Source organism: Chryseobacterium capnotolerans, assembly GCF_021278965.1.
Taxonomy (GTDB): Bacteria; Bacteroidota; Bacteroidia; order Flavobacteriales; family Weeksellaceae; genus Chryseobacterium; species Chryseobacterium capnotolerans.
This window is the reverse complement of sequence record NZ_CP065589.1, coordinates 866,745-880,137: the sequence shown is the minus strand read 5'-3', so window position 1 is coordinate 880,137 and position 13,393 is coordinate 866,745. Positions and strand designations below refer to the sequence as shown.

The following is a 13,393-nucleotide window of genomic DNA, read 5'->3' as shown; positions in this document are numbered from 1 at the left end:
GGAGGATTACAATATTATTATGAAGAAATCTTAGCCCGGGTATATTGATGTGGAAAAAAGCAGTCTTCCTTCATTTCAAAGCTTCCCTGAACAGCAATATATGGATTCCTTAAGATTTCTCTCGCTACAAAAATGAGGTCTGCCTCTTCATTCTGGAGAATTTCCTCTGCTTGCTCTACTTTTGTAATTAAACCAACGGCTCCGGTTTTCACATGAGCTTCTTTCCTTATCTGAGAAGAAAAAGGAACCTGATAACCATTGAAAACTGAAATTTTTGCCCCGTGGATATTTCCCCCACTGGATACATCTACGAGATCAACGGAATGTTCTTTTAAAACTTTCGCCAACGCTACACTTTCCTCAATATCCCAGCCATTTTCTGCATATTCAGTTCCGGATATTCTTACAAAAAGCGCTGTATGATCATCCAGTTCTTCATTCACAGCATCTACAATTTCAATAAGAAAACGAATCCTGTTTTCAAAGCTTCCGCCATACTCATCTGTTCTGATATTGGATAACGGAGACAAAAACTGGTGGATAAGATAACCATGTGCTCCATGAATTTCGATGACATCAAAGCCTGCTTTTACCGCTTTTCGGGCTGCTTCTTTAAAATTCTGAACCTGCTCTTTCACCTCATCGGTACTCAATGCATGTGGAATTCTTTCTGAAGGATGATAAGGAATGGAACTTGGCGCAATGGTTTCCCAGCCTTCTTCAACCGGGATCTGCAGGTTATTCCATGTAGAACCTTTTCTGCCTGCGTGAGCCAGTTGAATTCCTATTTTGCTGTCTGAGTTTTTGTGAACAAATTCTACAATTCTCTGCAGCTTTTCAGCCTGTTCATCGCTCCAGATTCCCATACAGTGATTGGTAATTCTGCCTCTCGGTTCTACTCCTGTAGCTTCCACTACAAGCAGACCGGTTCCGCCTTGTGCTCTGCTTCCATAATGTACAAGATGGAAGTCATTGGCTAATCCTTTTTCACATGAATACATACACATAGGTGACATTACCCAGCGGTTTTTCAATTCTACATTCCTGAATTGTATTGGAGAGTATAGCATTGTCTAATGTTAAAAAATTGAACTTTTTCATCGGAAGAATAAAATATTGCCCAGCTCATTAAAAAGAACTAATTTTACCCCCCTTTTTTACTGTACAATATATGAAAAAAGACATACAGATCAGTTACGAATATTTTAAAAATAGCAGCGAACTGAACGATATAGAAAAACAATTATTCGAAAGAGCCAAAGAGGCCCGCGAAAATGCTTATGCACCGTACTCACAATTTTTTGTAGGATGCGCTGTATTGCTGGAAAACGGAGAAATATATTCCGGAAACAACCAGGAGAATGCCGCTTTTCCTTCAGGGCTTTGCGCTGAAAGAACTACTCTTTTCTGGGTGGCAGCCAACTTCCCTGATGTGAAAGTAAAGAAAATTTTCGTTGTAGGCGGTCCTAAAGAATTTCATGAGAAGAATCCACCAATTCCACCATGTGGAGCCTGCCGACAGAGTTTGATAGAATACGAAACCAAGCAAAACGAAAACATTGACCTTTATTTTTCAAGTATGAATGAGGAGGTGGTGAAAGTTCATGCAGTGAAGGATTTGTTGCCTTTCTATTTTGATTCGACATTTTTATAAGACGAACTTGTAGATTTGTAATGCATGATTTTAAATTAAATATTTAGCTTTTGCTGTGATATTTAAAACAATATTTGATAAAGCCAGCAGAAGTTCTGTTGGTTTTTTTATTTGAAATACTTAGGTTGGAAAGCGCTAAGACGCAAATAATTATCTAAATGTAATGTTATAAGGCGCAAAGATTTTATCGCCGATAAAATTGTATACTGCTAAAAATAGGTTGTTATCATTGCCTTGAATACACTAATAATTTTATTTATTTAACCTGTGTGCTTAAAAACGGTGAACCACATGGACCTACATAGAATATTCCAAAACTAGTATAAACAATATCCTTGCTGAAAATCTTTGATTTTCTTGCGCCTTAAAAACAGCATCCTTATTAAAAACTCTTTGCGCCCTTGCGTTTTCCAACAAACAGCATCAAAGAAAATCTGTAAAACCTGATTAATCTGCAAGAAAAACATTCTCTGTGAAGTTTTTAAACTCTCGCAGATTTTGCTGATTAAGCAGATCTTTAAAAATTATTAGAAAATAAAAAGGTTGTCTTATTTCTAAAACAACCTTTTTATTTTTTTACATTACCAATTAATCTTCTGTTTCCTCTTCGTCTTCCTCATCTTCATATTGCTCCAGGTAGTAGCTGAAAGTGAACTCTTCCACTTCCTCCTCTGCATCTTCTAATGTTGTCAGAAGATCTTCAAAGATTTCCAGCTGATCTACGGTCATATTTACGAATTCAATGTGAAGAGGCATTTCAAGGTCTCCGGTAATGGTATCGAATAGCGCATCAAGGTTATCTCCAAAATGTTCAGGAAGCTGAACTTTTTCTTTTAATTGAGCATAGAAGTCCTCGTAATCGCCTATGTCTGTAAAATCTATATATACTGTCTTCATATTGAACTAAATTTCCAATTTTTACTGATTAAAAAAGTTTTGCATTTCTGGCAGAAATCCGTTTCTTCATTAGTTGGATTTTTACCTTCCGCATCTCTCATAAAACACATTTTTTCAGGGCAATGTGGCAGCCCTTGCGTATGACCAAGTTCATGAATGGCAATCTTATAAAACTGCTCATCTGAATTCTCTTTGTTTAACCTAAAATCTGAAGCTACACAAGCCTTTCCAGGTCTATATCCTAAGCCCATTACTCCAAAATCTTTTATTTTGCCTTTGGTCACACTGATGTCTTTAGACGTGAGTCCAATGGTTACAAAGTTTTCCTTGGTCTTAGTATTCAAAAACTTGATGATTGAATCCGCTCTATAGCGGTTTCTTTCCTTATAATAAGCATTTCCGGGAAAGTCTATCGCTTCAAGCACCTCAACATTAGGATACACTTTTTTTATTCCTTCAGCCACAGCTTTTACTTTTTCAGATTGTATATCTCTGAAGGGCTGAATGAGTATGGTTACTGTGGCCTTTTGTTCCGGTTGTTTTTCCGTTTTTTGTTTTTCCGAGCATGAGAACATCAGAAATAAAAATAGTAAATAAGCAAAACTATTATTTTTCAAAATTACTACTTCTTCTCGTTTAAATACAAATTATACTTTAGTCATTGCGAACAGACTGAAGGTCTGCGAACGCAGTTCAGAAGAGGCGAAGCAATGACTATTACTGTTTTTCAAAACTTTTATAATGATTTTTGGTAAGATAAACATCTCCATTCTGGGTATAAATAATCCGGTCTGCATTTCTTTCACCGCAATGGTAATTGACATCAGCTTCAAAATACTTATCACCATCAGGAAGTCTTCCTTCTCTATTACCGAATTTATCTCCACCAATAGCTTTTCCTGGAAGAGCTTCACAAAGATTTCCTTTGGAAGGATTCCAGCCTTGCTTTCTGGCTTCACTTTTTGTAATATAGTAATCCGGAAGTCTATGGTTTTGTTTTACGTAACTGATTACTGTTTTTTCTTCAGTCAGCTTTTCAATAGAAACCTGTACTGATGAATTTCCGGTCGTATACTGATCCTCTGTAGAAGTACTTCCGTAATTTACAGTCTCTGTTTTAGCTGAAGATGGATGATCTTTCCTTTTAATAAAATTATTATAGATATACATCACAGACATTCCGAAAAGAAGGCCCAGGCATATAAAAAAAACGGCTCTTATTCTGCTGTTCATAGTAAATGGTTTAATGTAACAATATACGGTCTAGCCATGTAACAATGATGAATAATCTATTACATGGCTAAAGGAGTACATTCTATTTATGATTCTCTCCAATCTTCAGGAATATCACAAACAGGGATAGGCTCCATCTTATGTTTTGCAGCCTTATGCATCCTGTCAAAGATTTGGAATACTTCTTTATCTCTTCCTTCATAGTCATCTGCTGTTTTGGTTCCATATTCTTTCTGAATTTTTTCCAATTCCGGATACGTAGCCCCTATTTGCTGCTCATCGGTACGGTCTACATCCCAAAGGCCATCTGTAGGAATCGCTTCCTGAATACTTTTAATCAGATTTAATCCTTTTGCTAAAGCATATACTTCTGTTTTATAAAGGTCTCCAATTGGAGATACGTCTACACCGCCATCTCCATATTTGGTATAAAATCCAATTCCGAAATCTTCCACTTTATTTCCGGTTCCACACACTAAAAGTCCGTTAATCTGACCGTAATAATAGAGCGTAAGCATTCTCAAACGGGATCTTGTATTCGCAAATGCCAGTTTTTCGTTTGGATACAGATCATCCTTTACATCAAAGGTTTTGTAAAGTTCTTCAAAAGCCGGTGTTAAATCAACAGACATTATTTCCACGTTTGAAAATCTGGATTTCAGATCATTCATATGATCCTGTGCTCTGTCTACCTGGTCCGCTTTCTGACGGATTGGCATTTCGATCAATAATGTTTTTAATCCGGTCATGGCGGCAAGAGTAGAAACCACTCCGGAATCCACTCCTCCGGAAACTCCAATTACATATCCATTTACTCTGGCTTTTGTGGCATACTCTTTTAACCAGCCAACAATATGATCTATCACTTTCTGTGTCTGCATCGTTTATATTTTTTTAGTCTATTCCAAATTCTTTGGGATATTTCACCATCCCTTTTTTATTTTTTAATCCTCCTTTTATCAGTTCAATGGCCATTCCGTTTTCTTCCGGAATTTCAAACGGAAATGAAATTCCAAAATTACTTGTTTTTTCGTAACCAAACTTTGGATAATACTTTTCATGTCCAATTAAAATCACCGATTGGTATCCCAGCTTTTGAGCCATAAGATGTCCTTCACGAATTAATTGACCTCCAATTCCCTGATTTTGAAACTCAGGTTTTACGGAAACAGGGGCCAAAGCTAATGATTCAAAAATTTCTGATTCATTTTCAATCATAAGTTTTGTAAACAAAATATGTCCGGCAATGATTCCATTCTCATCTTCCGCTACTAATGACAGCTCAGGAATAAATGCGTCAGATTTCCTTAACTTTTCAACAAGAAAATGTTCCTGATGATCACTATGTTCCATCTCCCTAAAAGCTTCTTCCGTCAATTTAAAAACCTCCTCATAGTCTTTTATCTCTTCTTGCCTTATTGTTATCATTATATACTAAAGATATTTTTCACGTTTCAACTCATACCAAAAGCATTTAACTCCCGAGTCTTCAAATTCGCCGGTGTTTTCAAAACCCATTTTATTCAGGATATATTTAGAGCCTGTATTCTCAGAATCTGCAAAAGCGTATATAGAACTTGCCTTCAATTCATTAAAGCCGTAATCAAGAGTTGCTTTCGCTGCTTCCCAGGCATATCCTTTGCCCCAGAATTCCGGAATAAACCGATATCCCAAATCTAAGGTTTCTACATATCCGTTGATAGGTTCTTTTAATAGTTTTAAACCGCACCAGCCAATCAGCAATCCGCTTTCTTTTTCAATAACGGCCAGCCTTCCTACTCCATTTTCTTCATATTGCTTTTGGATCATTTTGATGATTTCCTTCGATTCTTCTCTGCTTTCCACTGGCGGCCCAAGGTATTTCATTACCTTAGGATCAGAATCCATAAGGAACATCCTTTCAAAATCAGTATCTTCTAGTTTTCTTAAAATCAGTCTTTGAGTTTCTATTTTCATAGTATTAGTTTGGGTCATTGATTCCAAAAATTGTTACATTCGCTTTTACAGCTTTCTTTATGTCCGAATCATCCATTTTATTTCCGCCTACATTTAAAGTCTGTAAGGCAGGGTTTCCGGAAATATCAATTTTCCGGATCTTGTTGTGTTCTACATTCAATCTCCTTAAGTTTTTAAGCTGGGAAAGATCTATTGTTTTTAGCTGATTTAAAGATAATGTTAATTGATCAATTTTGGGTGTTGCCTTAAGGGAAATATTATCCAGGCTATTATTATCCAGATATAAAGAAGTAAGGTTTCTTAGGTTTTCGGCTTTAAAGGAAGTTACTTTGCATCCGGTACACGAAAACAGGTTTAGCTTGTCCATATCTTGCAGGACGATTGAAGATATAACATTATCATCCAAGACTATCATTTTCACGTTTTTAAAGAAATGAAGATCCTCCGTAGAAGTAATCCCTTTTTCAACCAGAAAGAGATTATTAATTGCTTCTGCTTCAAGCTGGCTGATCGTTCCGTCTTTATTCTGATCATAGTTTTCAATGATAGCCTTTTCCAGGTTTTTATCTTTAAACTCAAGGTTCTGGCCTTCTAAAAAAACAAACCCGAAAATACCGATGAATGCTGTAAATATTTTAATTTTCATCATGAAATGTCCATTTAATCCTTATTTTTGTAAACTTAATGTAAAAATAATGAAGATTTTCAGATATATCGCCCTTTCTTCTATTTTAGCTGTAGGATTGAATTCCTGTAAAAAAGAACCTGAAAACCAGTGGAAAATAGAGGTAAAAGATACTACCGAAAAAATTGAAATGACAGACATTTCCAAAGAACTTTATAACCCTAATATTCCTTTGGATCAGTTTAAAGCTCAGTTTCCATGGTTTCAGGGAACCGTTTCTGATGCTGATTTCTCCAAAAGAAGAACTGATGCGGAAGAAATTAAGATCTATAAAGAAGCTATTGGTAAAATAGATCAGGCTAAATTGCAGAAAGAGCTTCAGGATTTATTTGCCCATATCAAACATTATTTCCCACAGTTTAAAAGCCCAAAAGTATATCTGTTTTCATCAGCCTTACAGATGGTTCAGGATCCTATCTTCTATGATGAAAAAGGAAATCTTCTATTCATAGATATTACCGGTTTTATGGGTGATGGCAATGCTCATTACAAAGGCCTTGAGCTTTACTTCCAGAAATCGATGAATCCACAAAATATTGTTCCTAAAGTTTCTCTTCTTTTTGCAGAGAATATTGTAACGGAGTCACCGGACCATCAGAAATTCATAGATCAGGTTATCCTGAACGGAAAAGTAATGATTCTTCAGGATGCCTTTCTTCCTGATTTTCCAGATTATCTGAAAATGAATTATACAAAGAAACAGTATGAATGGGCTGCTTACAATGAAGCCAATATCTGGAATTATTTTGTAGAAAGCAATTTGCTATTTGGAGACGACCCAAGATTGGGAGAACGTTTTATTGCTCCGGGACCATTCTCAAAATTCTATACTGAAATAGATAATGAATCCTCCCCTCAAATCGGAATTTTCACAGGATGGCAGATCTGTAAAGCCTATCTTAAAGAAAAGCCTGAAACGAAACTGACAGCCTTTCTGAAAATGGATGCTACTCAAATTTTTAACGAATCCGGTTATAAACCTCGTGTAACAAAGTAACCGTTATTTCATACCTATATAAGACTTTTTGTAACTACAGAAAGTCTTTTTTTATTTCTTACCTCTCATCAACGCAATATATATGGAAAATTTAATTAGTATTCGAAATCTAAATTACGGGTTTACTCCCCATCAGCTGATTCTGAAAAATATTGATCTTTCAGTTCCGAAGGGAAGTATTTTTGGATTCCTGGGAGCCAATGGGGCTGGAAAATCTACAACTATGAAAATGCTGATCGGCAGTATTCCTGATGATAACCATGCCATCCGGATTTTTGACAAAGATTTATCTGATCTCTATCCGGAAGGATTTCAAAAAATCGGAAGTCTGATTGATACAGCAGCATTTTATGACCATCTTTCCGGATGGGATAATCTTATTATCATTTCCAGGCTTCGAAACTTACCCGAATCAGAATGTGAAAGGGTTTTGCATCTCGTAGGTCTTTGGGAAAGCAGAAAAATGAAAATGAAGAAGTATTCCTTGGGAATGAAGCAAAGACTTTCTATTGCCATGACTTTACTTGGAAAACCAGATTTGTTGATTCTGGATGAGCCTGTAAATGGTCTTGATCCCAATGGAATGCTGGAAATGAGGGAACTCTTGATAAAACTTAACAAGGAGGAAGGGGTTACTATTTTTATTTCCAGCCATCTGCTTCAGGAAATTGAAAAAATGATCACCCACCTTGCCATTATTTCTCATGGTGAAATACGATTTACGGGAAGCATACAGGATCTTAATGAGCTTTACAGATACAATCATATCAGAATAGGAATCAACAATGCCTCCCATTTTATCACTGAAATTCCGGAGCATTATTCTCCTAAAATCATCAATGAGAGTACCATAGAAATCACTGCAGAATCTAAAGAACATATTGCCACTCTTATCAAAAACCTGGTTCTGAATCATGCCGAGATCTTTGAGATCAGAAATAATGCAGGTCTTGAAGACTGGTTTATGGAAATCACAAAAAATTAAAACACAGATGAAAAAATTAATAACAGCCATTGGTACAGAATGGCTAAAAACAAAAGGATTAGGACTCACTTATATCGCTCTTATTCTAGGGGCATTAATTCCTCTGCTTAGTTTTGTTCCTGACTTTTTCAAAAAGAATATCATCATAGATGAAATGCTGAGCTATTCTATATTTGAAAAAGCTATAGGTGGTGAAGCTATTAAATATTTCACATTTTTCATATTACTTTTGTTTGTGATTATTGCTTCCAACAGGATTGCCCAGACTGATCATAAAAACAATGGATGGCAGCTAATGGAAACTCAGCCAGTAAGCAGGCTTCAGCTGTATTTATCAAAGTATATCATCTTGATATTCCTTTGTACATTATGTATTGCTTCTTATTTTGGGTTTAATATTATTTTAGCTTTAATAGATTATTTTATTCATCCTGATCCTGCAAAACTTCTTACTGTTGATGCTGCCTGGATGACAAAAACCTTTATCAGAATCTGGGCAACCATCTTAGGAATCGCGGCACTTCAGCTTTGTGTTTCTGTAGCATTTCAAGGCTTCATCTGGTCATTTCTCATCGGTTCATTGGGAGTGGCTTCCAATATTACGTCTCTTGTACAGAAGCAGTCTTTTTTCTTCAACCCCTATAGTTCTCTATACACTTTCTGGAACGCTCCGGAAATAAAAGGACTGAACAGTTTCATTTCTCACTCCGAGTATATGAGCCTTTTCTGGATGATTATTTTTCTTACTCTAGGCTATTTTTGGTATAGTAAAAAAGGATTTAAAAATGCTTTTCTTAAAAACAAAAAACAGATTCTGGTTTCTGCTGCGGCATTAATCATTGGTTCAGGGTTGCTTTATATTTTCCAGAAACCAAAGCCCTATCAGAGTGATGGAGCCGGAGTTGTTATCAGAGGAAAATTGGAAACTGATATTAAAATAGACTCTGTGAGGATCTATTCTAAAGATTTTCACAAAAAGATAGGAGCTGCAGCCGTCCAAAACAATACGTTCAATTGGGTGACAACCCACCCCATCCCACTGGATGAATATATCCTTGAAATCGGGAATAAAAAAGTCAACTTCATTATGGCAAGTGGTGATTGGTTTGATTTTAATATCCAGTTGAACAATACAAAACGGATCTCTTATTTACGGTCTAACAGAAAAGCAGATCAGGCATACAGCAACAATGAAAGTGCTTTTGGCTATGAGTTTGAATCTGCTTTGGAAAAACAGAATTACGTCAATGATCCTGCAAAATTTTATGACTTGGCCGAATCTGACTGGAAAGAAAATAAAAGAATCCTGAATGTATTTGCTGATCCTGAAAACAATGCGCTATCCGAAGAGTACAAAAGGTACAGAAGAGAACTTATGTCTATTGAATATCTGAATGAAATCAATAATTACAGAAAAATGACTTCACTAACTGATGCAAAATTTGCTCCGCCTGCATATTTTCTTAAGGAATTAAATGAAAATATTCAGAAACCAAGTGCTCTATTGAGTAAAAATGATAATTACCTGCAATATAAACTGGATCAGTTATTGTCTGATAAAGATCAAATTTCCAATCCCGACAGTATTCTTTTTGTGAAGATCGATCAGATGCCTAAAGGAATTTCGAAAGATCAGCTGTTGTCTAAACACTTAGCTAAGACTATAGAACTACAAACTGACAGCATTACAAGAAACAAAATATTCAATACTGAAATCAACAAAATAGGTAATATAGATTACAAGCAGGATCTATATTCAAAACTTGACCGGATAAACAGCTCTCAGAAAGGAGCCTTATTTCCTGATCTTAGCCTTCTTACGGATAAAGGGATCGCTCAAAAACTTTCTAAATATAAAGGTAAATATGTAGTCATTGACTTCTGGGCAACCTGGTGTGGACCTTGTAAACAGATCCGTCCCGTGTTTGAAACGAGGAGCCATCAATACAGATATTATGATAATATTCAGTTTATTTCTATCAGCCTCGATGAAAACCAATCAAAATGGACTAATTATTTAAAAACAAAAACATCCAATCTTCCTCAGTTTTGGTTGGTAAATGCACAACAATTTATGAATAAATACAAGATCCAGTCTATTCCAAGATTTATTATCATAGATCCGGAAGGTAAAATTTTTAACTTTAATGCTCCATTTCCTGATGAAGATAATTTCGTAGAAATTTTGGATAAGCTGAAGAAGTATTAACTTTGCTAAAAATTTTAGATTGATATGAGAAAAACTCAGATTACGATAGATGTAGAGTTAGATGAAAACCACGTTCCGGAAAACATCACATGGAATGCTCAGGATGGCGGGATCGAAAAAGAAGAAACAAAGGCTACCATGATCTCTGTATGGGATGATAAAACTAGGGAAGCTTTAAGAATTGATCTTTGGACCAAAGAAATGCCTGTAGACCAGATGAAGATGTTTATCCACCAGATTTTAGTTTCTTTAGGAAGTACTTACCAGAGAGCAACTGGTGAAGAGGATGTAGCACAGTGGATGGAAGAAATTGCTGAAGAATTTGCTATAAAATCAGCTATAAAGTAAAAACAATTTGAAGGTGAGATAATTTGAGAACCTGAAAATAAAAGGACTGATATTTGTAACAGCATCAGTTTAATTTTCAAATTACCTCATTTTAAATTATCAAATTATATAAATATGAATTTTAATACCAAAGTAATTCACGGAGGGCAGCATCATGAGTCTGCAACAGGATCTGTAAATGTTCCTGTATTTTTAACCTCTACGTTTGCACAGAAAAGTCCCGGAGTACATTCCGGATATGAATATTCAAGAGCCGCTAATCCAACAAGACAGGCATTAGAAGATTCTTTAGCGAGTATTGAAAACGGAGCGAGAGGTTTAGCTTTCGGTTCCGGGCTTGCTGCTATCGACTGCGTTTTGAAGTTATTAAATCCTGATGATGAGGTCATCGCGGTAGATGATCTTTATGGAGGAACTTACAGAATGTTCACAAGACTTTTTGAAAAATATCAGCTGAAGTTCACATTTGTGAATTTTGATGACGTTTCTAAAATTGCAGATGTTATTACAGATAAGACCAAACTAATCTGGGTTGAAACTCCCACGAACCCTTTGATGAAGCTTGTAGACATCAAAGCTGTAGTAGACATTGCTAAAGGAAAAGATATCTTAGTAGCTGTTGACAATACTTTTGCCACTCCTTATATTCAAAGACCTATTGATCTGGGAGCTGATATCGTAATGCACTCTGCCACCAAATATTTAGGAGGACACTCTGATGTAATCGCAGGAGCACTTATTGCTAAAGATGCAGAATTGGGTGAAAAACTTCACTTTATTCAGTTTGCAAGTGGTGGTATTTTAGGCCCTCACGATTCTTATCTTGTACTAAGAGGAATTAAAACACTGGCGTTAAGAATGCAGAGACATTCTGACAATGGTCTTGCAGTAGCAAAATATCTTGAAACTCATCCTGCTGTAGATAAAGTAATTTATCCAGGATTAGAATCTCACCCTCAATATGAGCTGGCAAAATCTCAAATGAAGGAATCTGGAGGAATGGTTTCATTCACATTTAAATCCGGAAAGAAAGAAGACGCAATCAAATTCCTTGAAAAAGTAAGAGTATTTACATTAGCTGAATCTTTAGGAGGTGTGGAATCTTTAGCAAATCACCCAGCATTAATGACTCACGCTTCTATCCCGGCTGAAAAACGTGCTGAATTGGGAATCACAGATGACCTTGTACGTTTAAGCGTTGGAATTGAAGATGCTGAAGACCTTATTGCAGATCTGGAAAAAGCTTTTTCTTAAGACATTAACAAAAATAAAATGAGAAGGATTTACTATCTTTCTCATTTTTATTACCATCACCAAATACCCATGAAAAATACAAGAAAAGCAATCGTTGCAGATTTACCTCAACTGGCTGAATTGTTCGATCAATACAGAATATTCTATCATAAGTCATCCGATATTCCTGCCGCTTCAGATTTTCTCCGGGAAAGAATTGAAAATAAAGACTCTGAAATTTTTGTAGCAGAAGAAAATGGTATCCTAACTGGTTTTGTACAATTATACCCTATATTTTCTTCCACAAGAATGCAGCGCTATTGGCTGCTGAATGATCTGTATGTCAATGCTCACCACAGAGGAAAAGGCTACTCCAAAGAACTTATTGAAAAAGCAAAAGAATTATGCAAAGCTTCCAACGCCTGCGGGATCCTGCTTGAAACAGGAAAAGGCAATGATGTAGGTAACCAATTGTATCCTGTCTGTGGTTTTGAACGCTATGATTCTGTGAACTTTTACGAGTGGACAAATAAATAATATAACAATGCATCAGTTTAACAGTTTACCAATGATTGTTACATGGTTAGACTGCTAAATTGTTAAATTCTAAAACTATGACAGATTTTCAAAAATACATTCAAAGATATTTAGACCAGATCCCATCGGGAGATTGGCTGGCTGAATTAAAAATATCAGAAGAGAAAACAGTAGGAATTTACTCTAATCTTACTGAAGAACAATCAAAATTTGCATACGCTGAAGGTAAATGGACCTTAAAAGGATTGCTCCTTCACTTATCTGATACAGAAAGAGTTTTTCAATACAGAATCTTAGCTTTTGCAAGAGGTGATAAAAACAATCTTCCAGGATTTGATGAAAATGAATATGCAGAGCAGTCTTTTGCCAATGAAAGATCCACAGAATCTTTACTAGAAGAATATAAATTGGTAAGAAAGTCGTCTCAGATTCTACTAGAAACAATGAATCCGGCAGCTCTACAAAATATCGGTACAGCTAACGGTCATGAAATCTCAGTGGAAACCATAGGAAAATTGATTATCGGACATAATTACCACCACCTGAATATTATTGAGGAAAGATATTTGCCGAAATTGGGATGGATGTAATGTAATAAAATGATAAATTGTTAAATGGGCTAAACCCCATTCCTATTGAATTGAATAAAATACTACACA

Annotated in this window: 16 protein-coding genes; 8 read left to right on the top strand and 8 right to left on the bottom strand. The window is 35.8% G+C overall.

All coding sequences use genetic code 11. The features are described from left to right. Positions 1-17: 17 nt before the first annotated feature. Positions 18-1,070 carry an NADPH dehydrogenase NamA gene (gene namA / locus H5J24_RS04155; RefSeq protein WP_068944269.1) on the bottom strand — a complete coding sequence of 351 codons (1,053 nt, stop codon included), beginning with the start codon at positions 1,068-1,070 and terminating at the stop codon, positions 18-20. Between the two features lie 101 nt (positions 1,071-1,171). Between namA and H5J24_RS04150 the strand changes: the two genes are divergently transcribed. After that, positions 1,172-1,654 carry a cytidine deaminase gene (locus tag H5J24_RS04150; RefSeq protein ID WP_068944270.1) on the top strand — a complete coding sequence of 161 codons (483 nt, stop codon included), beginning with the start codon at positions 1,172-1,174 and terminating at the stop codon, positions 1,652-1,654. 588 nt (positions 1,655-2,242) lie between these two features. Here H5J24_RS04150 and H5J24_RS04145 read toward each other — a convergent pair. From H5J24_RS04145 to H5J24_RS04115, 7 genes are all read right to left on the bottom strand, one after another. Then, a complete protein-coding gene (locus H5J24_RS04145) occupies positions 2,243-2,551 on the bottom strand; it encodes a barstar family protein (RefSeq protein ID WP_068944271.1) in 309 nt (102 codons plus the stop codon). Then, the gene (locus H5J24_RS04140) at positions 2,548-3,168 is read right to left on the bottom strand and encodes a Zn-dependent protease (protein WP_068944272.1); all 621 of its coding nucleotides are present in this window, start codon (positions 3,166-3,168) and stop codon (positions 2,548-2,550) included. The genes H5J24_RS04145 and H5J24_RS04140 overlap by 4 nt, the downstream gene beginning before the upstream one ends. Positions 3,169-3,268: 100 nt before the next feature. Continuing rightward, on the bottom strand, positions 3,269-3,784 hold the full coding sequence (locus H5J24_RS04135) for a ribonuclease domain-containing protein (protein ID WP_228407659.1): 516 nt from the start codon (positions 3,782-3,784) through the stop codon (positions 3,269-3,271). Positions 3,785-3,870: 86 nt separating this feature from the next. After that, positions 3,871-4,665, bottom strand: coding sequence for an NAD(+) synthase (gene nadE / locus H5J24_RS04130; protein ID WP_068944273.1), 795 nt, complete (start codon positions 4,663-4,665; stop codon positions 3,871-3,873). A 13-nt stretch (positions 4,666-4,678) separates the two neighbouring features. Beyond that, positions 4,679-5,212: a GNAT family N-acetyltransferase gene (locus tag H5J24_RS04125; protein ID WP_228407660.1), complete on the bottom strand. Its 534-nt coding sequence runs from the start codon at positions 5,210-5,212 to the stop codon at positions 4,679-4,681. A 6-nt stretch (positions 5,213-5,218) separates the two neighbouring features. Next, complete coding sequence (locus tag H5J24_RS04120; RefSeq protein WP_068945175.1) at positions 5,219-5,740, bottom strand: GNAT family N-acetyltransferase; 522 nt, start codon at positions 5,738-5,740, stop codon at positions 5,219-5,221. 4 nt (positions 5,741-5,744) lie between these two features. Continuing rightward, a complete protein-coding gene (locus H5J24_RS04115; RefSeq protein WP_068944275.1) occupies positions 5,745-6,389 on the bottom strand; it encodes a leucine-rich repeat domain-containing protein in 645 nt (214 codons plus the stop codon). 46 nt (positions 6,390-6,435) lie between these two features. Here H5J24_RS04115 and gldB point away from each other — a divergent pair, with 46 nt between their 5' ends. The 7 genes from gldB (at position 6,436) to H5J24_RS04080 (ending at position 13,324) form a co-directional block, all read left to right on the top strand. Then, the gene (gldB, locus tag H5J24_RS04110; RefSeq protein WP_185124663.1) at positions 6,436-7,422 is read left to right on the top strand and encodes a gliding motility lipoprotein GldB; all 987 of its coding nucleotides are present in this window, start codon (positions 6,436-6,438) and stop codon (positions 7,420-7,422) included. Positions 7,423-7,504: 82 nt separating this feature from the next. After that, complete coding sequence (locus H5J24_RS04105; RefSeq protein ID WP_068944276.1) at positions 7,505-8,407, top strand: ABC transporter ATP-binding protein; 903 nt, start codon at positions 7,505-7,507, stop codon at positions 8,405-8,407. Positions 8,408-8,414: 7 nt separating this feature from the next. Then, positions 8,415-10,616 carry a thioredoxin-like domain-containing protein gene (locus H5J24_RS04100; protein WP_068945177.1) on the top strand — a complete coding sequence of 734 codons (2,202 nt, stop codon included), beginning with the start codon at positions 8,415-8,417 and terminating at the stop codon, positions 10,614-10,616. Between the two features lie 24 nt (positions 10,617-10,640). Then, positions 10,641-10,964, top strand: coding sequence for a gliding motility protein GldC (gldC, locus tag H5J24_RS04095; protein ID WP_068944277.1), 324 nt, complete (start codon positions 10,641-10,643; stop codon positions 10,962-10,964). Positions 10,965-11,078: 114 nt separating this feature from the next. Beyond that, positions 11,079-12,218, top strand: coding sequence for a cystathionine gamma-synthase (locus H5J24_RS04090; RefSeq protein WP_068944278.1), 1,140 nt, complete (start codon positions 11,079-11,081; stop codon positions 12,216-12,218). Between the two features lie 69 nt (positions 12,219-12,287). Continuing rightward, on the top strand, positions 12,288-12,734 hold the full coding sequence (locus H5J24_RS04085) for a GNAT family N-acetyltransferase (RefSeq protein WP_068944279.1): 447 nt from the start codon (positions 12,288-12,290) through the stop codon (positions 12,732-12,734). A 77-nt stretch (positions 12,735-12,811) separates the two neighbouring features. After that, positions 12,812-13,324, top strand: a complete 513-nt coding sequence (locus H5J24_RS04080) for a DinB family protein (RefSeq protein WP_068944280.1) — start codon at positions 12,812-12,814, stop codon at positions 13,322-13,324. The last annotated feature ends 69 nt before the right edge of the window (positions 13,325-13,393 follow it).